This is a genomic window from Arthrobacter sp. GCM10027362, from assembly GCF_042679445.1.
Lineage (GTDB): Bacteria > Actinomycetota > Actinomycetes > Actinomycetales > Micrococcaceae > Crystallibacter.
Window position 1 is genome coordinate 1 of sequence record NZ_JBHTML010000018.1, and the last position, 18,578, is coordinate 18,578.

The window sequence follows — 18,578 nt, forward strand, 5'->3', positions numbered from 1 at the left end:
AGCTCCGGCCGCAGCTCCGGCCGCGGCCGCACCGGCGCACCCGAACGCCGCCGTCCCCTTCGGCGCCCCGATCGCCCGGCCGCTCTTTTCCCTGGCCAACGCCGCGCCGGGCGAGCATGTGCTGACCATCAACGTCGCCCCCGAGAACCTGGGGCCGGTCACGGTCCGCGCCCACGTCTCGGGTGAGCACCTCCGGGTGGAGCTGTTCGCACCCGGCGATGCCGGGCGCGAGGCACTGCGCGGCATCCTGCCGGAACTGCGCCGGGACCTGGCCGGCCAGGGCCTGCACACCACCCTGGACCTGTCTTCGCAGGACCGGCCGGGGGACCAGCGCGGCGGCGTCGCCCCGGAGGCCGGGGGACAGCCCGGGTCCGGGGGCGGCAATGCCGGCCGGCCCGAGACCCGCCCCGCCGGAACGGCCCCGGACAATGCCCGGCTGCCGGCAGCAGATACGGTGCGGCCCCGGCCGTCCGCAAGCGCGTCCACCATCGACGTGATGGCCTAGAGAAGAGGAACCCAGCTGTGCCCGTAGACCCGGTAACATCCGCCCCCGGCGCCGGCCTGTACACCACCGCCGCCGTCCGCACGCCGAAACAGACCATGGACGGCGAGGTGTTCATGTCCCTGCTGGTCACCCAGCTGCGCAACCAGGACCCCAGCTCACCGATGGACACCAACCAGATGATCTCCCAGACCACGCAGCTGGCCATGATGGAGCAGATGACGGACCTGACCAGGACCAACCAGGAAAACTTCGCGCTGCAGATGCGCACCGCGGCCGCGGCCCTGCTCGGCCGGACCGCCAGCTACGTGGACGCGGACGGCAACGCCGTTACGGGCACGGTCAGCGCCGTCTCCTACACCGGCACCGTGCCGACCGTGACCATCGGCGGCCAGGAGATCGTCCTCGATGCCCTCACCGGCGTCGGCGCTGCCGGCTCCTGACTTTCCAAGCAACCATCCGTCCGACCCGAAAGGCACCCACAATGCTCCGTTCGCTGTACTCCGGAATTTCCGGTCTCCGCTCCCACCAGACCATGCTCGACGTGACCGGCAACAACATCGCCAACGTCAACACCACCGGCTTCAAGGCCTCGGCCACCCAGTTCCAGGACACCCTGTCCCAGCTGACCAAGGGCGCCGGCGGGGCCCAGGCCGAGGCCGGCGGCACCAACCCGGCACAGATCGGCCTGGGCGTCCAGGTCGCCGGGATCTCCACCAACTTCGCCCAGGGCTCGGCCCAAGCCACCGGCCGGGCCACGGACATGATGATCTCCGGCGATGGCTTCTTCGTCACCGGCAAGGGCGGCGAACGGCTCTACACCCGCGCCGGCGCGTTCGAGCTCGACGCCAACGGCCACCTGGTCAGCCCGGACGGGGCGATCCTGCAGGGCTGGATGGCGGTCAACGGCCAGATTCCGGTGGGCGGCGCGGTCGCGGACATCACCCTGTCGCCGAACACGCTTTCCCCCGCAGTCCCGACCGGCTCCGCCACGGTCGGCGGCAACCTGCCCTCCGACGCGGCCCCCGGAACCCGGCTGGTCCGGGACATCGAAATCTACGACGGCGTGGGCCGGAAGAGCACGCTGTCCCTGACCTTCGAGAAGACCGCCGGCGGATGGGACATCCAGGACGCAGCCGGCACGGCGGTGGGCACGGCGGCCTTCGATCCGCAGGGCCAGCGGACTTCCGCACCCTCGATCACGGCCGGCGGCATCCCGGTGGACGTCTCGGCCCTGACCGGCTACGCCGGCATGACCACCGTGGCCTTCGGCAGCCAGGACGGCCGGGCCGCCGGCACGCTCGAGTCCTTCAGCATGTCCCCGGACGGCACGCTCATGGGCTCGTTCAGCAACGGCGCGCAGGCCGTGGTCGGCCGGGTGGCCCTGGCCACCTTCACCAATCCCGGCGGCCTGGAGAAGGCCGGCTCGTCGTCGTACCGCGGCACCGCCAACTCCGGCGCCGTCGAGGTCGGCACCGCCGGCACGGCCGGGATGGGCACGCTCTCCGGCGGTTCGCTGGAAATGTCCAATGTGGACCTGTCCCAGGAGTTCACCAACCTGATCGTGGCCCAGCGCGGCTTCCAGGCCAACGCGCGCATCATCACCACCTCGGACGAGGTCCTGCAGGAGCTGACCAACCTCAAGCGCTAAGTCTCCGGAAACCAGACCCGGTCTCCTACAACAGTCCCAAGACACCCCTGTTTCCGGCACAAGGCCGGGACAGGGGTGTCTCCATGTGGAAGAGGTGCTGTCCGTGTCCTCCAGGCTTTGATGGAAGTACCGGACCAGGGGGATTGATGCAGGGGGCGCGGATCGAATACGGCGGCGGATGGGACGCCTCCGTCATCGAGCAGGAACTTGGCGTGCCCCCGCTGGACATCCCGGCCGTCAACTCTCCGTGTGCTCACCGTGGACGGCCTGGTCGAACCCGACGCCACCGCCTGGCTGGCCGAGGTCCACGCCCGCACCGGCGGCACGCAGACCGCCGGATCCCACACCGAGTGCCTGCAGCGGTTCGCCGCGTTTCTCCTGAAACACAACACCAGCCTGGGCGGTGCGCGGAGAAAACACATCATCGACTACGTCAATGACCGCACCGTCGATGCCCCCACCCGCGTCTCCGGGACGACCTGGCAGCGCGACCGGACCGCGATCAAGCAGTTCTACGAATGGCTCCATGAAACGCACGGCACAGCCCTGCCGTTCACCCTCGACGTCGTGTCCACCTTCCGCGGCCCGGTCACCTCGATGCGCGAGGGCCGCGGCGTTCCCGCCGCCAGCGCCGCCGGCACCCCCGCTGGAACCGCCCCAGATCCCGGAACTGCTCGCCGCCTGGCATATCGGCCCGAACGGCCGGTTCACCGAGACCTGGGGCCGGCGGCCGCTCATCATCTGGTGCTTCGCCCTGATGGCCATCCCGCTGTTCATCCTGGGCTTCGTTCCCTCGGCCCCGGTCGGCGTCATGGTGGCATGCTTCTGCGCCTACGCGCTGTTCTCCGGCGGCCCGAGCATCCTCGAGTGGGCCTACCCGAGCGAGCTGTTCCCGACCAATGTACGAGCCAGCGCCGTCGGCATCACCACCGCCGCCAGCCGCATCGGCGCCGCCCTGGGCACCTTCGGGCTCCCCTTCGCGCAGGATGCGTGGGGCATCGGCCCGACCATGGTCCTCGCCGGCGTCGTCACGGCCGCCGGCTTCCTCCTGTGCCTGCTCATGGCGGAGGAGACCAGGGGCGTGACCCTGGCCCATGCCGGCGGCGAGAAGGAAGCCCTCCCGGAGCCGGCCCCGGCCCGCGAGGTCGTCTGATTCGTCCCGGCCGCCGCCGCATCACTACCCGGATCGGCTATTCCCGGTTCCCCGGCGCGAGCCTGCGGCCCTGGCGCTTGTATGCCGTCGCTACTCCACAAAGACGCGGAGGGCCATGGGCGGTTCCGATACTCGACGCAGACCCATTTCCTGCCGCTGGACGCACTGCTGAGCAGGTACGGACTTATCCTCGAGCGAGGCTGATGCGAGGCTGGCGCGAATGCGTGCTGCCCGTTGGACGTGTGCTTGCCAGGCCTGCTTTCGGCGCCGGAGCATTTCTCCGCACGGCGGTGGCTGCCGGAGCTGCAGGGCCGGACTTCTAGCTGTCTTCCTGGGCGGCCAGCCGTGCCTTGATACGGCTGGTTGCGTCCTGCAGCGAGGCCTCGTTTACCGACGCGGCGCCGGCGGCGTCGTGGTTCCGGGCGGCAGTGATCAGGTCCTGCTGGTACCGCCAGAGCGAGTCGTCATTCCCGGTGTCCAGGCTGCCTTGGGCCCCCACGATCTTGTAGGCCCGGCACTGCTGCCACAGGGTGCGGATCATCTGGATGAGGAGCGGGTTGCCGGAGGCGTTGTACAGAATCGTCAGCATCGCCTCGTCGTGGTCGAGGAGGGCGATCACGCGGCCTTCGGCGATCGCGGTGCGCATCAGCTCGTATTCGGCCTGCATCCTGTCGCAGTCCGCCGAAGTAATCCTTTGGCTGCCCAGGCGGGCGGCCTCGGTCTCCAGCAGGCGGCGAATGTTGTAGACGTGGACGAGCTCCTCGAGCGTAAGGTTCTTCACCACCGCCCCCTTGTGGGGTTCGCGTTCGACCAGTCCTGCTTCCTCCAGGCGGCGGATTGCCTCGCGCACCGGCATGGGGCTGGTTCCCACCTGCTCTGCGAGCTCCCGGACCGTCAGCCGGGATCCGGCAGGCAGGTCCCCGTTGAGGATCGCCTCGTGGATGGTGGCATAGACCTGGTCGGTCAGCAGCGACGGCGCGGCTCTCTTGGAAATCGGCATAGATCAAATATATCGGGGCGCCCCGGACTGCAGGAGCATACGGGTCCGGATCCACCTTTGGGATGCGGAAGTGCTCAACCCCTGGCGGACGGTTCAGGAAAAAAATCTATGCAAACCGCTTGTTTGATCTTTGATCGAATAATAGTATGGTCGACATCACATAAACAGCGGTCCCGGCGCTTGCCAAGACCACGGGTGCCGACCCGACCTCGCGCAGGCATCAGTGCTAAGCCGATATCCCCGTAAAAGCTTCCACACGCTCTGACATCACTAAGGAAGAAGCAGCTCATGACTCCCTGCGGAGCCCCGACTTTAGCCGACGATAGTTTCCTGGAAGAAGTCCATGTCCTGGACCGGAGAGCCCTGCGTCCTGATGACCGCATCCTGATCGAAGAGTTCTCCGGCCACCGGCAGGCGGGAGCGGTCGACCAGGTCTCGGCCGCCGGCGACGTTCTCTGGATCCGGTATTCGGAGCTGAATTCGCGAAAGCTGGTCCATACGGCAGACGTAGCCGGAATTACGTGCAGAGCTGCCGAATTCGACGCCCCCAGGCTGGCCGCCCTGCTCAAGGCCTCCTGGTAATCCCACGGCTGCCTGGCACCTCACATCCATCGAGAAGGAAAGTTCGAACACATGAAAGATGTAGTCATCGTCGGTGCTGGACTCGCCGGTCTTTCGGCCGGATGGCGCCTGCGCCACTGGGACACGCTTCTGCTGGAATCGGAGGGGCGTGTCGGCGGGCGGATCCGCTCCGAGCGCCGGGGGGCCTACTGGTTGAACTGGGGAGGGCATGTTTTCGCCGGTCCGGGGTCGTCCACCGATGCCTTGCTCAACGAGGTCGGCGTGACGGCCGTTGAAATCCCGGGATCCCTCCAGGCCCTGTCCATGAACGGCAAGTTTATTCGCAAGGGGCACATCGCCACGTACCCGTTGCGCATCCCGATGTCCCTTTCGTCCCGCATCGATACTGTGCGGGCCGGTATGAAGGTCGTTCGCGGGGTGGCCAAGTACACGAGGGTCGTGCGGAAGCGCGCGGGGGAGTCCGGTGCAATGCGCCAGCAGCGCATCTATGACTTCGAGAATGACAGATCGTTCCTGGACTTCATCGGCAACCTCTCAGAGGATGCAGCCGCACTGTTCAAGACCACAGTCACCCGTTCGGCCGGTGACATGAACGAGATTTCCGCCGGTGCCGGGATCGGGTACTTCAGCCTGGTCCTGGGGTTCGGCCAGGGCCTGAGCCGCGGCATTGTCGGCGGCCCGTCCACCCTGACCGAGTCGATCGCGGTCTCCCTCGGCGACCGTATCGAGCTTGGCGCCACCGTGCAGGAGGTCGTGCACAAGAAGGACTCCGTCGTCGTCCGATACAGCCAAGGCGGCGTCGACCGCGAAGTAGAGGCCCGCGCCGTTGTCCTCGCGACTACCGCCGATGTGTCGCACAGAATTGGCGTGGACCTTCCCCAGGACCTGCGCGATGCACTCAGCCAGATCAAGTACGGCCCGCACGTCAGCACGGCCTTCCTGACCAACGAGACGTCGGCACGGCCTTGGGATGACATCTATGCCATCGCGGCGCCGAAGCGCTCGTTCGCGATCGCGCTGAACCAGGCCAGCATCGTGCGTGGAACCGAGTCGGTGCGCAAGCCCGGCGGCAGCTTCATGACGTTCTCGCCGGCCAGCCTCGGGCGCGCACTGCTGGACAAGAGCGACGAGGAAGTCATCCGGACCCACCTGGCCGACCTCGACCAGGTCCTTGGCCACGGATTCGCCGACAGCGTCGTCGAGGCCCAAACGGACCGGTGGAAGGTCGCCTCCCCGTACTGCTTCCCCGGCCGGGCCAAGCTCCAGTCGACGCTCATGCGGGGAACGGACCGCGTGTTCCTGGCCGGCGACTTCCTCGGAACCCTCTACACCGAAAGCTCGATCACCTCCGGGTTCTCGGCAGCACAGGAAGCAGCCAGCCTGCTGGCCACCCACCGCCAGGCACCGCCTCATTCCGGCCTCTCGATCGTCGCCTGAACCACCGTTTCCCACAACCGTACTGAAGAAGAGGAACCATTCATGTCCAACGACCTCCGCGGCGTACTAACCGCACTGTCCACCCCCTTTAACCAGGACGAAAGCATCGACATCGACACCCTGCGGCGGATCGTCGACCGCTCCATCGACGCCGGCGTCGATGGCGTCGTGGCCGCAGGCTCGACGGGCGAGGTCGGTGCCTTGTCCTCCGAGGAGCGCCTGCTGCTCATCGACACGGTCATCAAGCAGGCCAACGGCCGCGTACCGGTGATCGCCAACACCGGAGCCACCTCCACCGCCGAAGCCATCCGCCTGTCCCAGGCGGCCGAGAAGTCGGGGGCGGACGTGCTGATGCTGATCACGCCCTACTACGAGCCGCTCACCCTCGAGGAAACGGTCGCATACATCAAGGACGTCGCCCGGTCCGTCGACCTTCCGGTCATGCTCTACAACATCCCGGCCGTCACGGGAGTCAACCTGGACCCGGCCACGGTCCGTGCCCTGGCCGAAGAGGTGGACAACATCCGGTACATCAAGGACTCCAGCGCGAACTGGGAACAGGCGCTGCAGCTGATCCACCACCACGCGGATGTCATCGGCACCTTCATCGGATGGGACGTCTACCTCTACAGCGCCCTGGTGGAGGGCGCGGCCGGCGTGATGGCCGGCACCGCCAACGTCGTACCCGACGAAATCGTTGCCGTCAGCCGGTTGATCGCCGAAGGCAACCTGACCGGTGCCCGCGAGCTGTGGAAGCAGCTCTACCCGGTCATCGATGCGCTGCTCTCCGTACCGTTCATCCCGGCCGTCAAGGCCGGCCTCTCCCTGCAGGGACTTCCGGCCGGTTCCCCGCGGCGCCCCACGGCCGACCTCAACGCCGAGGACCAGGCCCGGATCCGGCAGGCCCTGTCCGCCCTCAACGTAAAGGTGGGCTAGCGCCATGACTACAACCAAAACAGCAGTGTTCACGGTCCGCCGGGCGGCAGAGGCACCCGCTCCCTCCCTTCCTCCTTTCGGCCAGTTCATCGGCGGGGAGTTCGTTGCCCCGGGTTCGACTTCCACCATCGACGTGGAGAATCCGGCCACCGAGGAAATCCTCATGCAGGTGCCCGCCGGTTCCGTCGAGGACGTCGATGCGGCCGTGGCGGCTGCCGTGGCGGCCAAGGCGGACTGGGCAGCGAAGACTCCCAAGGAGCGTTCGGCGGTCCTTCTGCGCATCGCCGACATCATTGAGGCCAACCGCGGACTGCTCGAAACCCTCGAATCCGCCAACACCGGCAAACCTGCCGCCGTTGCCGAAGACGATCTCTCGAGTGCGATCGACACCTTCAGGTTTTCGGCCGGGGCTGCCCGTGCCTTTACCGCGCTCGGTGCGGACGACTACGCAGAAAACCACACCTCGGTAATCTTCCGCGAACCGGTCGGGGTCGTGGGCGTGATCACTCCCTGGAACTACCCGCTGTTGATGGCCGTGTGGAAGATCGCCCCGGTCCTGGGCGCCGGCAACACCATGGTGCTCAAGCCCTCGGAGCAGACGCCGCTGACCACCCTCAAGCTGGCCGAACTCATCGCCGCCGAGGTTCCGGCCGGTGTCCTGAACATCGTCACCGGCTCCGGGTCCGTGGTGGGAAACCGGCTGTCGGAGCACCCGGACGTCGATCTCGTCGCGATCACCGGAAGCGTGGGCAGCGGCCGGAAGGTCGCCGCGAACGCGGCCTCGACCGTCAAGCGCGTGCACCTGGAACTGGGCGGCAAGGCACCCGTCGTCGTCTTCGAGGATGCCGATCTGGAAGCCGCCGCCAAGGGCGTGCGCGCGGGCGGGTTCTGGAACGGCGGGCAGGAATGCGGCGCGGCGTGCCGCGTCCTCGTTCATGAATCGGTCGCAGAGAAGTTCACCGAACTGCTGGTCCGGGAGGTGGGCGAGATCTCCGTCGGCGCTCCCGGCGCCGGCGACGACGTCGAAATCGGTTCCATGATCTCCGGGGCCCACTACCGGAGGGTCCTGGCCGCGCTGGAGGACATCCGCAAGGACGGCCTGACGATCGCCGTCGGCGGCAACGCCCTTGAGGGACCGGGCTACTTCATCGAACCCACGGTCGTGACCGATGTGCCCGCCGGCGCCGCGATCACGAGCACGGAGATCTTCGGCCCGGTCGTATCGGTGGAGACCTTCAGCACCGATGACGAGGCCGTCACGCGGGCCAACGAAACCGTTTACGGGCTTGCGGCCTCGGTGTGGACCACGAACGCTGCCCGCTCGCTCTCCGTGCCCCGCCGGCTCGACTTCGGCACGGTCTGGGTCAATTCGCACCTGGTCATTGCCAGCGAAATGCCCTGGGGCGGCTTCAAGGGCTCCGGCTACGGCCGGGACCTCTCCCTCTATGCCCTGGAGGACTTCTCCCGCACCAAACACGTGATGTACAACCACGGGTGAGGTTGGCCCCGGTCTAGCGTCTGTACCGCCGAACCGGTCCTGACCTCATGGTCAGGACCGGTCGTCCCGGATAGACCGCCCTCACACTTGGCGGATCCGGAGCCTCCTCCCACGCCGCCACCCCCTCGTTACGCCCGCGGTGCCGCCTCATGACCGGGAGGTCAAAAGTGCCCGAATCCCAGCTTCCCAACGTCGCGGACAAGGCAAAAACCACCTCGTCCATCCCAACCTGCCAGGAGTGACCCATGTCATCCACAAAGAACCCGACCGCCCAGCCGGGCATGGGCTCAGCGGCAAGCAAACGACGCTTCCTGATCAGAATGGTCACCGTCCTGATCGGCGGCATGGTCTTGGACGGCTACGTCCTCGGCATCATCGGACCGGTGGCCGGGACGATGGCCCAGGACCTGCAGCTCACTGCGTTTTGGGAGGGTCTGATCGCCGCGGCCGCCCTGGTCGGCATCCTGATCGGTTCGCCTCTGGGCGGGGTGGCCGCCGACAGGTGGGGCCGCAAGCCGATTTTCATGTTCGACATCGGCCTGTTCGCCATCGCGTCGGGCATGCAGTTCTTCATCGACTCACCGGTGTGGCTCATCGTGGTGCGGCTGCTGATGGGCATCGCCATCGGCACCGAGTACGCGGTCGGCTGGCCCCTGATGGCCGAGTTCTCACCCACCCATCTGCGGGGGCGACTCATGGCCGCAATGGGGATCGCCTGGTACGGCGGCTTCATGATCGCGTTCCTGACCGGCCATCTGCTCAATGAGTACACCGGCCTCAGCTGGCACTTCATCCTGGGGACCAGCACCTTCCTCGCGGTGGCGCTGTTCCTGGCCCGGCTCGGCATGCCGGAGTCCCCGCGCTGGTTGTGGAGCGTGGGCCGCAAGGACGAGGCCCGCGCCCTCGCCGCAAAGTACATGCCCGACGACGCTCTCGACGACCTCCGGCACGAGGACGTCCGCAAGGGCAGCTTCGGGATGCTGTTCGCCAGGCAGTACTGGCGCTCCACGCTGTTCATCTCCGGGTTCTGGTTCTGCGCCGTGACACCGTACTTCGCGATCGCCACCTTCGCCGACAGTGTGCTGCAGCAGTACGGGCTCGCCGGCGGACTGGCCGGCGGGGTCGGGCTGTCCGCCGTTGCCCTGGCCGGGGTCATCATCACGTTCCTGCTGATCGACAAGGCCGGGCGCCGGGTACTGACCGTCCCGCCGCAGTGGCTGTGCGGCGTCGTCCTGGCGGTCATCGGACTGTGGGCCGGCGCGCCGGCGCCTGTCGTGCTCATCCTCTTCCTGGTCTTTTCGTTCTTCAATGCCGGGTACAACACGTTGACGAACGTCTACCCGGGAGAGGTCCTCCCGACCGAGATCCGGGGGATCGGCACCGGTTTCGCGGCCGCAGTCAGCCGGGTCGGGGCGGGCATTGGCATCTTCCTGCTGCCGATGTCGATGGAGAGCCTCGGATCCGGTCCGACCATGCTGATCGCCGCCGGTGTCGCCCTTGCCGGTGCCGGGCTGTCCCAGTGGCTCGCCCCGGAGACCAAGGGCAAATCGCTCACCGAAGCGGCCGCCGGGTACGCGCACTAACGACGCATTACCCTTCGGTGAACGCTTCGCCCGTTGCGGTTCATCCACGAGCGCTCAGTCTGGCGCCGGACGCCCGTCCGGTGACAGACTGAGCGCTTCAGGCACAATTTGAAGGAGGCAGCATGGCGTTCATCACCTACCGCATGGCTGCATCCGCGCTCTACCCAGGATGACATTGACTGAAGTCCTCGCCCAGGGACGGGTCTCGCCAAACGCCTGCTCCCGTGATGCCCGGATCCGTTCGGCGAGGACGTCGACGGAAAACAAAGTCCTAACCCAGCAACAAGACGCCAGCCGACGCTGACGGCCGGGCAATACCTGAAAGGACACCATGGAACTGCTGTGGGAAATCGCTGGCTGGGCAGGTGCTGCCGCCATACTCGGTGCCTACCTTGCTGTCTCCATGAATTGGTTGAAGGCCGGCAGGGCCTTTCAGACGGCAAATCTCCTCGGCGCTTGTGCCTTTATCGTCAATGGCGCATTTCACGAAGCGTGGCCATCAGTTGCCACAAACATCGCATGGTTCCTCATTTCCGCCATTGCGCTTCTTCGCATGCGTTCGGCGCGCCGGCCCACGCCAACTGTTGATGCCCCGCACGTTCAATTCCCTGGCGTCCCTGACACAGCCGGTCAGCTCGCTGTTGTTGAGGTGCCTACTGGTTCCGCACGCCGCGATGTTGAGGGGCAGGGTCCACTTCACCGATCCAGGGACTCATCAAGGTCAGCAAACTGAGTTCCGCCAAGCCATGTGATCATGTGATAGAGAAACGTATGCCCGCACTCAGGCTTCCCGGCAGAAATTGAAGCCGCCGCTTGGACGGCGGTACCATCCAAAAACTGGATTCCGCGGGCAGACTGTTCCAGCAGTCTGCTGACTTCGGACATTTCCGGCCAGAGGCTTCCGCTGCCCGCAGAAGATGGGGCAACGTAGCTGCCGGGGCTGGCTGCCCCGGTCTGGCCGTGTTTCGACGGGCCATGACCGTGGAGCCGGCGGAGGCTGCGAGAGACCTTGCCACAGCACTTGGCTCGGCCCTCCGCGTGGTATCGGCCTTCGACGGTGGCCGTTCGGCGCTATTCGGCGGCGGTAGTGACAAATGGCACATGTCGGATGCTGACAGGGCTGAACACGTTGCCCGGACCGTTGCAGACACCTTGGGCAGTGACATCCAGATCACCTACGCTGCAGCATCCGGCATGCCGGCCGATGCCCTTATCAGGGAAGCGATATGCAAAGTGGCCGGTTTATCGTTGTCGGCAACCGCAGAATGCAGGGGATTGGACGGGTCCTGGGCCGCGTGGCCAACAGCGTCGCGTATTTCCAGTGAAGAATAAGGGCCGCTCTTTTGCCTGGCTGCCTGCACTTCACCCTGACCTTGTAAAGAAGGTACTTGACCTCGAAGACCTCCAGCGGCCGGGCGGACCTGAAGACGCTGCCGAAGGTTGCCCAAGCCGTCTCGACCCCCCCGCAATCACTGCAGGTAGCGTTCAACCGTAGGTTAGCCAGACGAACATGTGCTGCCAATCATCGCCAAGACGAGGCGCACGTCTCCAAGGGCAGGTGCTGGCATCTGGTGGCCTTGCAATAGGAAGGGCACCCTCCGGCACCCGTCGAGCACCACCGGGGCGACGCCGGATAGGACATCCGGCGTCGCCCCAATGCGGAGACGCTGCGATCAGAGCTCGCTGGGTGCGCCCGGCTCGCCGGCGGCGGGGTCGACCCCGTACTTTTCGAGGATCTTCTTGATGGTGCCGTTTTCCCGGAGCTTCTTGATGTCCTCGTCCAGCGCCTTGCCGAGCGTGTCGTTGTCGAGGCTGGAGGGTAACATCACCTGGCCCACGGCAGCGAACTGGGGGACATGCGGGTTCGGGTTAACGTTTTTCACCGTGGCGCCCTCGATGGGGGCGTCCTTGAATCGGTAGTTGGCGGAGGCGGCGGATGCCACGAGGGCATCGATGCGGCCCGCTTTGAGGTCTCCGTAGATGGACTCGTCGTCCTGATAGACCTTGAAGTTGTCTCCGAGCCACTTCTGCATGCTGTCGTTCCAGAGGTTGCCGGCGACCGAGCCGACCACTTGGCCCTCAAGGTCGTCGCTGGTCAGGCCCTTCGTCGAGACGACCGCCTGCGGATCGCTCCACAGCGGCGTGCTCATGTGGACGATCTTTGCCCGTTCCTTGGTGCGCAGCCAGTTGCCCGAGCCGATGTCAGCGCGTTTTGACTGCACGGAGGAGATGACCGCTCCCGCGCCGCCCGAGGAATTGACCGTGACCTTGAGGCATTCGAGTTTGGCGATCTCGTTGATCAGGTCACCTTCGGCGCCGGTGAGGCTGCCGCCGTTCAGGATCGTGGCGGGTGCATAGTCGTAGCTTGCGACGGTGAGCTCGCCAGGAGTCAGCGTCTCGAGTTCATGTGCGGGCTTGCAGTCGGATGCGACGCCACTGGTTCCGCTGCCGCCGCAGGCGCTGAGGGAGATGGCGAGCAGGCCGGCGGCGGTGCCGGCGGAAAGCGCGCGCACGAGTGTACGGGGAGTTGGTGACATGGTTTTTTCCTTCTGTGCTGGGGTGGTGGGCGGATTGCCCCGGGATGGGTGGAGCGGGGGTTCAGCTGCGTTGCAGGTGGCGGCCGAGGCGCCGTTCCAGCACCCGGACGAGGCCGAGGAAAACGAGCGTGAGGGATCCGTACATCACTGCGGTGAGCAGGTAGACGCTCAGGTATTCGAACGTGATGGCTCCGATCTCGAAGGCCTTGGACATCAGTTCGGGCACGGCGATCACGAAGGCCAGTGCACTGCCCTGGAAGACCAGGACGGCGAGGCCGGCCAGGGGCGGGGTGGAGATCCGCAGTGCCTGGGGCAGGATGATGATCCGGAACCCGGTCCAGCCGCGCAGCCCGGAGGTGAGGGCCGCTTCCTTCTGCCCCAGCGGTACCGCGGCCAGTCCGGCGCGGAAGTACTCCGAGGCGTAGGCGCCGGTGTTCCAGGTCAGCGCGATGACCGCCGTGGTCAGCGAGGTCAGGGTGATGCCGGCATCGGGGAGGCTGAAGTACAGCAGGTACAGCAGCACCAGGGCCGGCAGTCCCCGCCCGACCTCCACGAACAGGAACGAGATCCACTGCAGGGGTGCCGGTTTCGCCGCCGCCATCACGGCGAACAGCAGGCCGAGCGGGAAGCCGAAGAGCAGCGCGAGTCCGGTCAGCCGGAGGCTGACCAGCAGTCCCGGGGCAAGGTCCGGCAGCCATCCAAGCCACTGGGTGAGCATGTCCATCACGCCACTCCGATCTTCCGGCGCAGCCTGAGATCGACCCGCCGGGAGACGAGGGCCACCACGAGGCTGATGACGATGTAGAGCACCCCGGCAACGATGAACGCCTGCAGGCCCTCGTGGGTCTGCTTCGCGCCCTGCTGGGCATAGTAGGTAATCTCATGCACCCCGATCGTGGAGGCCAGGGCGGAGTCCTTCAGCAGCCCGATGCCGTAGGTGGCGATCGCGGGGAGTGCGACCCGGAACGCCTGCGGGGTAATGATGTGCCCGACGGTGGTGACAGTGCCCAGCCCGAGCGCGTGGGCGGCTTCGCGCTGGCCCTCGGGGATGCTCAGCAGTCCCGAGCGGTAGATCTCGGCCATGAACGCCGAGGCAATAACCGAAAAGCCGATGATCGCGGCCTGGATGGTCGTGAGCCGCAGCGCGAACTGGGGCAGGCCGAAGTAGATCAGGAACAGCCAGGTGATCGGCGGGATGACCCGGACCACATTGATGTACAGGGTGGCGATGCCCCGGACGAACGCGACGGGCGAGCGGACGGCGCCGACCAGGACCAGGCCGATGAGGCCGCCGAACAGCAGCGAGGCGCCCGTGACGTAGAGCGTAAGGCCGACGCCCTGGGCGATTGCGGGCAGGAGTTGGGTCATCATCGCCGCCTCACCGGTCCAGCACGGCCTTGAGGAACTGCCGGGTGCGTTCGTTCCGCGGCTCCGACATCACCTGCTCGCTCGGGCCGATCTCCAGCACGCCGCCGTTGCCCATCACCATGATGCGGTCCGAGACGTCCCGCGCGAAGTGCATCTCGTGCGTGACCACGAGCATGGTCATGCCCTCGTCCGCCAGGTCGCGCATGACGGCCAGGACCTCCAGGCCGATCTCGGGATCCAGGGCCGAGGTCGGCTCGTCGAAGAGCATGACCTTCGGCGACAGTGCCAGGGCCCGGGCGATGGCAATGCGCTGCTGCTGCCCTCCCGAGAGGCGGGCCGGATACGCCCTGGCCTTGTCGGGAAGCCCAACGCGCCTGAGCAGCTTCTCCGCGACCTCTTCAGCCTGCTCCCTGCTCGCCCCCAGCACCTTCCGCTGGGGCAGGGTGATGTTCTCCATCACGGTCAGGTGCGGGAACAGGTTGAAGCTTTGGAAGACCATCCCGGTCACGCGCCTCAGGTGGTCCAGGCTCGCCTTGTCCGGCAGCTTCCCGCCGGCAACAACACGGGCGCCGCCGATGGAGATCTCGCCCTCCGTGGGGGTTTCCAGGTAGTTCAGGCACCGCAGGAAGGTGCTCTTGCCCGCCCCGGAGGGCCCGATGACCGAGACCACTTCGCCCTCGTTCATCGCCAGATTCACATCCGACAACACGCGGCTCGCACCGTAACTCTTGCCGAGTCCGGCGACCGTGACGTCCCCGGAGAGCGCGAGCGGGGGAGCTTTAGTGCCAAAACTTAAGCCCATTTTCGTTTCCTTCAAGTTGCGGATGCCTTAACTCTGAGATCTGTCTGCTAGCGGCGCCGTACTCTGCAGGGCCCGCGCGACGTGCTCAGTGTTGGCACAGGCCGTGGCTAGTTTCACGGCGTGTGCCCTACGTCACTTTATCCAGAGGGTGGGGAATTGTCTAGATCTTTGATCAAAAATACCCAGGCCAACGTCGGTCACGTCTTGGACCTCAAGGTTGCGTTGGTCAGGTCGGAAGCGGAGCGGCGGCTGCTGGCGTGAGGAGCCGGAACAGGGGCGCGTGCGCCGCTCGGTGACCGGCGGTCCGGCCCCTTCCATTGCCGCCATAAAGCGGCGCCGACATTCGTCTGCCCTGCTTACTGGATCGGTTCAACGAATGCGTCTGCTGTTTGGCGGGCTCCGAAAGCTTCTGATGCGTGTGCCAGGATCTCCTCGACTACCCGCTGTGCTTCGGCATATGCGCCGTGGGTTCCTGCAGTTTCCGAGGAATAGTCCCCTGCGAAGTGCATCGACCCAGCGACCGGTTTCCGGATCAGCGGCAGGGCGGCATTTCGCTCCGGCGTAAGCAGCGAGAAGCAGTGGCGCCAGGATCGGATTCGCGCCCCGATGATCCGATGCCGCAGACCTGGCGCCACTGCCAGGAACTCCTCAAGCCACTGTTCCAGCACTCCGGAATCGGCCTGGTTGGCACCGGGCAGGTATCCGGAACTGTTGCCGTAGCAGACGAACTGAGCTATGCCGTCTCCCCGCCCGGGTAGCGGATTGATGACGGCGTCGAACGGACGTCCGGGTGTGACCACGAATGACCAATCGTCATAGCCCAACTGCACGGGGGAGGGAGTTCCAGCAATGGCGGGGATTTCGGCGTTACGCACGTCCGCCACAACACCCAGCACCGTAGATCCCGGAGTCTGGACCTTTTCCAGTGCCTGCTTCTTCCAGTCCGGCAACTCCGCAATCTCTGCGATCCGGGGGGCCGGGACGGCCATGATCACATGTCGGGCGCGAACATCGAGGGAGGGTTCGCCCTGCTGCTGTTCAGCTGACATTGCCGTGTCGCCGGCTGCGGCAGCAGTGATCTCCCAGTTTCCCGCTGCGTCCTGGCGGACGGACCTGACCGAGCAGCGTGTCCGCACTTCCGTAGTGACCAGGTTCCGGGCCAGCGCAGCGGGAATTGATTCCATTCCGTTGCTGGCAAACATCCGGTTGTTCTTCTCGTGGGTGAGGTAACTGGCGAAATAACGCAGAGCATAGGTCGCACTAAGCTCCGAAGGTCGTGCGACTGAGCCTCCACGGATCCCAGCCTCCAGAATCTCCTGCACATCCGCCGGAAGGCCATCCAGCTGAGCCTGTGCCGATGTCTCCCCGTACTCCTTCGATGCCGGACGCAGCTGCCCGTCCACAGTGTTGTTGAAGTATTCACGGCTTGCCCGCTCGATAAAGCCGAGCAGCGCGTCCTTCGACGTCTGCGGCAGGGGCAGGTTCGCGACCAGTTGCGAGTTGTCTTTGGCCACGACAGTCTCACCGTTGACGTGGATGCCGAAGCTCGCCGGCTCGAACGGAACCAGGGGCACCCCAAGGTCCAGGGCCAGATCATGGGAGGCCGTTCCGCTGTAGACAAACATCGCACCCAGATTTACCGGCTGACCCTGCACGTCCACAGTCAGAGCCCGTCCGCCCAGCCGATCGGTTTCCTCCAGCACGATGGCCGACAGTCCGCCACGCTCGAGATGATAAGCGGCCGCCAGTCCGGCCGGTCCTCCACCGACAATTGCGACATCGTACATTTTTCCCTCTTTCTGATGGTGTGGCTGCGGGCGGCACGCACGGCCATCCGCGGCGTCACAGCGCTTTGACCGGTTCTGCGGACGCCTCATTTACATAGGTTGGAATCCGCCCCAAGTCACGCCGACTTCGCCGTTGAAGGTATCTGCATATCGCCCGACACCGCGTGACTGCCGTCTCATCATCAGCCCTCGTCTAGGTTGATGGAAGCTCGACGGAACACGTTAATAAAATTTTGAGTTTTTGAGTCAGGTGGTGGCGTCATGTCACACTTTGCGGATGGAGCGCATACCGCAAAGGCCGCGATCCGCGGCGCGGGCGGAGTACCGTCGAGCCGTACTGACGGCTCCGCTGTGGATGTCGTCGCCGAAATGGTCCAGCCGGTCCATCGCAGACGCATTAGGCGTCAGTCAGTCACTCGTAGCCCGCACATGGCGCGACGACGCCATCGAGTCGGAAGTATCCGCGAAGCTTGATTCCGTCCTGGCCCGGAAAGCCATGAACCTTGCCGGCATGCTGATCGTGCCGTCGGGATCCTGCGTAGTACTCAGCCCGGCAACGGCACGATCCCAGCTGCGCCAGCCCGATGTGCCGGCCCCTGCGCGAACCCGGCGCCGCCTGCGGGCCGTTCTGGGTGCCGACCTCGTCAGGGAAGAGATGAACGGCGACGGCACAACAGCCGCTATCGAGGACTTTTGGCACGCCATTGACGGGATCGGCCATCCCTATCCTGAGCTCGCGATCGTGGCTTCCGGCCACATGCCCGTCCCCCAGGCCGCTTCAGTCTCGTTAGCCTGCTCGGACAGCAGACAGTGGCAGGGGCTGCTTTCCGCCCTGTGCCGATTACCAGCGGCGGCAAACGCCGAACGCCTGGCTGATCTGGAAGGGCGGCTCCGCCACTGGTATCAGACCAGCACACCGTTCGGCAGCGAACCGTTCTCCTGGGTTGTGAAGCTCGGCGAACTACCCTTGGGTAAGGTATCCGCCCCCGGCGGGAATCCAAGCCGTCGCCCTGCACCTCAACGTGCCCTGGCCGATGACATCGTCATGGCCATTCGGCAGGGACTGGCACAGGGAATGTTCACCAACGATGATGAGATCTCGGACCGAACGCTCGCCCAGCTTCTGGGAAGCAGCAGAGGACGCATCCGCCAGGCACTGCGGCTGCTCGCGGACGAAGGCCTGGTCACCGCGGCAACAGAAAGCGCAGTGGTCGTGCGCTTGCCTGCGGTGACCGATGTAGTCGAAACGTATGCCGCCAGGCGCGCACTCGGCACCATGGCTGTTCGCCCTGCAAGTCGTTGGACTCCGGCCGGCCGGGCGTCCGTGGCCCGCCTGCTTGAGGAAATCCGGCGCTGCGCCGAGCGTCAGGACATCGCCGGCGCACAACAGGCAGATTTGGCATTCCAAAACGCCCTGTTCCAAGCATCCGGCCTGGCCCGGATACCTCCCATGCTGGAATCCCTAACGAAACAAACCCTGATGTTCATCTCCGTGATCGGAATCCGCTATGCCTACCCTCCCGACCGCATTGTGGAACAGGACACGGCAATATTCGAGGCCGTCAACGCAAATGACAAGGACCGGGCTGCGCGAACCTGGCAGGCCAAGATCGATGAAGGTGCCCGCTACATGGTTGAACAAATCAATCTGCTCAACAGCCACTCCGCTCGGCCGTTATTCAACTGATGGTGTGTCCGGCAAGGCCTGGACAGCGCGGGCGAGGGAAGGCCGCGGACCATAC

The 18,578-nt window shown here is 65.7% G+C and carries 18 protein-coding genes and 1 pseudogene; 12 read left to right on the forward strand and 7 right to left on the reverse strand.

Annotated elements, in window-relative coordinates:
* The 3 genes from ACFQ36_RS05140 to ACFQ36_RS05150 all read left to right on the forward strand — a co-directional run.
* The coding region (locus ACFQ36_RS05140) for a flagellar hook-length control protein FliK (protein ID WP_377011290.1) at nt 1-505 on the forward strand (505 nt) is incomplete at its 5' end.
* Nucleotides 506-522: 17 nt separating this feature from the next.
* On the forward strand, nt 523-945 hold the full coding sequence (locus tag ACFQ36_RS05145) for a flagellar hook capping FlgD N-terminal domain-containing protein (RefSeq protein ID WP_377011292.1): 423 nt from the start codon (nt 523-525) through the stop codon (nt 943-945).
* 41 nt (nt 946-986) lie between these two features.
* Nucleotides 987-2,153, forward strand: coding sequence for a flagellar hook protein FlgE (locus tag ACFQ36_RS05150; protein ID WP_377011294.1), 1,167 nt, complete (start codon nt 987-989; stop codon nt 2,151-2,153).
* 237 nt (nt 2,154-2,390) lie between these two features.
* Here ACFQ36_RS05150 and ACFQ36_RS05155 read toward each other — a convergent pair whose 3' ends face one another.
* The gene (locus ACFQ36_RS05155; RefSeq protein WP_377011296.1) at nt 2,391-2,690 is read right to left on the reverse strand and encodes a hypothetical protein; all 300 of its coding nucleotides are present in this window, start codon (nt 2,688-2,690) and stop codon (nt 2,391-2,393) included.
* On the opposite strand from ACFQ36_RS05155, the gene ACFQ36_RS05160 reads away from it, so the two are divergent.
* Nucleotides 2,680-3,306 (forward strand): MFS transporter, encoded by a 627-nt coding sequence (locus tag ACFQ36_RS05160; RefSeq protein ID WP_377011298.1) that lies wholly within the window; start codon nt 2,680-2,682, stop codon nt 3,304-3,306. The two genes, ACFQ36_RS05155 and ACFQ36_RS05160, sit on opposite strands and share 11 nt — an antisense overlap.
* Before the next feature lie 319 nt (nt 3,307-3,625).
* On the opposite strand, the gene ACFQ36_RS05165 is transcribed toward ACFQ36_RS05160, so the two are convergent.
* On the reverse strand, nt 3,626-4,306 hold the full coding sequence (locus ACFQ36_RS05165) for a GntR family transcriptional regulator (protein ID WP_377011300.1): 681 nt from the start codon (nt 4,304-4,306) through the stop codon (nt 3,626-3,628).
* 288 nt (nt 4,307-4,594) lie between these two features.
* On the opposite strand from ACFQ36_RS05165, the gene ACFQ36_RS05170 reads away from it, so the two are divergent.
* The 7 genes and pseudogenes from ACFQ36_RS05170 (at nt 4,595) to ACFQ36_RS05200 (ending at nt 11,667) form a co-directional block, all read left to right on the forward strand.
* Nucleotides 4,595-4,888, forward strand: coding sequence for a hypothetical protein (locus tag ACFQ36_RS05170; RefSeq protein ID WP_377011302.1), 294 nt, complete (start codon nt 4,595-4,597; stop codon nt 4,886-4,888).
* 51 nt (nt 4,889-4,939) lie between these two features.
* On the forward strand, nt 4,940-6,325 hold the full coding sequence (locus ACFQ36_RS05175) for a protoporphyrinogen/coproporphyrinogen oxidase (RefSeq protein WP_377011303.1): 1,386 nt from the start codon (nt 4,940-4,942) through the stop codon (nt 6,323-6,325).
* 42 nt (nt 6,326-6,367) lie between these two features.
* On the forward strand, nt 6,368-7,261 hold the full coding sequence (gene dapA / locus ACFQ36_RS05180; RefSeq protein WP_377011305.1) for a 4-hydroxy-tetrahydrodipicolinate synthase: 894 nt from the start codon (nt 6,368-6,370) through the stop codon (nt 7,259-7,261).
* A gap of 4 nt (nt 7,262-7,265) precedes the next feature.
* Nucleotides 7,266-8,759, forward strand: a complete 1,494-nt coding sequence (locus ACFQ36_RS05185) for an aldehyde dehydrogenase family protein (RefSeq protein WP_377011307.1) — start codon at nt 7,266-7,268, stop codon at nt 8,757-8,759.
* A 245-nt stretch (nt 8,760-9,004) separates the two neighbouring features.
* On the forward strand, nt 9,005-10,342 hold the full coding sequence (locus ACFQ36_RS05190) for an MFS transporter (protein WP_377011309.1): 1,338 nt from the start codon (nt 9,005-9,007) through the stop codon (nt 10,340-10,342).
* 331 nt (nt 10,343-10,673) lie between these two features.
* On the forward strand, nt 10,674-11,075 hold the full coding sequence (locus ACFQ36_RS05195; RefSeq protein ID WP_377011311.1) for a hypothetical protein: 402 nt from the start codon (nt 10,674-10,676) through the stop codon (nt 11,073-11,075).
* A gap of 242 nt (nt 11,076-11,317) precedes the next feature.
* Nucleotides 11,318-11,667, forward strand: a pseudogene (locus ACFQ36_RS05200) (universal stress protein).
* Nucleotides 11,668-12,015: 348 nt separating this feature from the next.
* Here the strand turns inward: ACFQ36_RS05200 and ACFQ36_RS05205 are convergent.
* The 5 genes from ACFQ36_RS05205 to ACFQ36_RS05225 all read right to left on the reverse strand — a co-directional run bounded on the left by ACFQ36_RS05205 (nt 12,016) and on the right by ACFQ36_RS05225 (nt 16,836).
* A complete protein-coding gene (locus tag ACFQ36_RS05205) occupies nt 12,016-12,879 on the reverse strand; it encodes a substrate-binding periplasmic protein (RefSeq protein ID WP_377011313.1) in 864 nt (287 codons plus the stop codon).
* Nucleotides 12,880-12,940: 61 nt separating this feature from the next.
* Nucleotides 12,941-13,603 (reverse strand): amino acid ABC transporter permease, encoded by a 663-nt coding sequence (locus ACFQ36_RS05210; RefSeq protein WP_377011315.1) that lies wholly within the window; start codon nt 13,601-13,603, stop codon nt 12,941-12,943.
* Nucleotides 13,603-14,250 (reverse strand): amino acid ABC transporter permease, encoded by a 648-nt coding sequence (locus tag ACFQ36_RS05215; RefSeq protein ID WP_377011317.1) that lies wholly within the window; start codon nt 14,248-14,250, stop codon nt 13,603-13,605. The genes ACFQ36_RS05210 and ACFQ36_RS05215 overlap by 1 nt, the downstream gene beginning before the upstream one ends.
* 7 nt (nt 14,251-14,257) lie before the next feature.
* Complete coding sequence (locus ACFQ36_RS05220; protein ID WP_377011319.1) at nt 14,258-15,049, reverse strand: amino acid ABC transporter ATP-binding protein; 792 nt, start codon at nt 15,047-15,049, stop codon at nt 14,258-14,260.
* Nucleotides 15,050-15,405: 356 nt separating this feature from the next.
* Nucleotides 15,406-16,836 carry a flavin monoamine oxidase family protein gene (locus ACFQ36_RS05225; protein ID WP_377011321.1) on the reverse strand — a complete coding sequence of 477 codons (1,431 nt, stop codon included), beginning with the start codon at nt 16,834-16,836 and terminating at the stop codon, nt 15,406-15,408.
* A gap of 496 nt (nt 16,837-17,332) precedes the next feature.
* Here ACFQ36_RS05225 and ACFQ36_RS05230 point away from each other — a divergent pair, with 496 nt between their 5' ends.
* Nucleotides 17,333-18,523, forward strand: a complete 1,191-nt coding sequence (locus tag ACFQ36_RS05230) for a GntR family transcriptional regulator (RefSeq protein ID WP_377011324.1) — start codon at nt 17,333-17,335, stop codon at nt 18,521-18,523.
* Nucleotides 18,524-18,578 lie beyond the last annotated feature (55 nt).

What these genes read in the sequence shown, in the direction of transcription:
- ACFQ36_RS05215 (WP_377011317.1), bottom strand. Translation starts at nt 14,250, where the DNA reads ATGATGACCCAACTCCTGCCCGCAATCGCCCAGGGCGTCGGCCTTACG.
- ACFQ36_RS05165 (WP_377011300.1), bottom strand. Translation starts at nt 4,306, where the DNA reads ATGCCGATTTCCAAGAGAGCCGCGCCGTCGCTGCTGACCGACCAGGTC.
- ACFQ36_RS05150 (WP_377011294.1), top strand. Translation starts at nt 987, where the DNA reads ATGCTCCGTTCGCTGTACTCCGGAATTTCCGGTCTCCGCTCCCACCAG.
- ACFQ36_RS05210 (WP_377011315.1), bottom strand. Translation starts at nt 13,603, where the DNA reads ATGGACATGCTCACCCAGTGGCTTGGATGGCTGCCGGACCTTGCCCCG.
- ACFQ36_RS05205 (WP_377011313.1), bottom strand. Translation starts at nt 12,879, where the DNA reads ATGTCACCAACTCCCCGTACACTCGTGCGCGCGCTTTCCGCCGGCACC.
- ACFQ36_RS05230 (WP_377011324.1), top strand. Translation starts at nt 17,333, where the DNA reads ATGAACCTTGCCGGCATGCTGATCGTGCCGTCGGGATCCTGCGTAGTA.
- ACFQ36_RS05225 (WP_377011321.1), bottom strand. Translation starts at nt 16,836, where the DNA reads ATGTACGATGTCGCAATTGTCGGTGGAGGACCGGCCGGACTGGCGGCC.
- ACFQ36_RS05175 (WP_377011303.1), top strand. Translation starts at nt 4,940, where the DNA reads ATGAAAGATGTAGTCATCGTCGGTGCTGGACTCGCCGGTCTTTCGGCC.
- ACFQ36_RS05185 (WP_377011307.1), top strand. Translation starts at nt 7,266, where the DNA reads ATGACTACAACCAAAACAGCAGTGTTCACGGTCCGCCGGGCGGCAGAG.
- ACFQ36_RS05190 (WP_377011309.1), top strand. Translation starts at nt 9,005, where the DNA reads ATGTCATCCACAAAGAACCCGACCGCCCAGCCGGGCATGGGCTCAGCG.
- ACFQ36_RS05220 (WP_377011319.1), bottom strand. Translation starts at nt 15,049, where the DNA reads ATGGGCTTAAGTTTTGGCACTAAAGCTCCCCCGCTCGCGCTCTCCGGG.
- ACFQ36_RS05160 (WP_377011298.1), top strand. Translation starts at nt 2,680, where the DNA reads ATGAAACGCACGGCACAGCCCTGCCGTTCACCCTCGACGTCGTGTCCA.
- ACFQ36_RS05170 (WP_377011302.1), top strand. Translation starts at nt 4,595, where the DNA reads ATGACTCCCTGCGGAGCCCCGACTTTAGCCGACGATAGTTTCCTGGAA.
- ACFQ36_RS05195 (WP_377011311.1), top strand. Translation starts at nt 10,674, where the DNA reads ATGGAACTGCTGTGGGAAATCGCTGGCTGGGCAGGTGCTGCCGCCATA.
- dapA (WP_377011305.1), top strand. Translation starts at nt 6,368, where the DNA reads ATGTCCAACGACCTCCGCGGCGTACTAACCGCACTGTCCACCCCCTTT.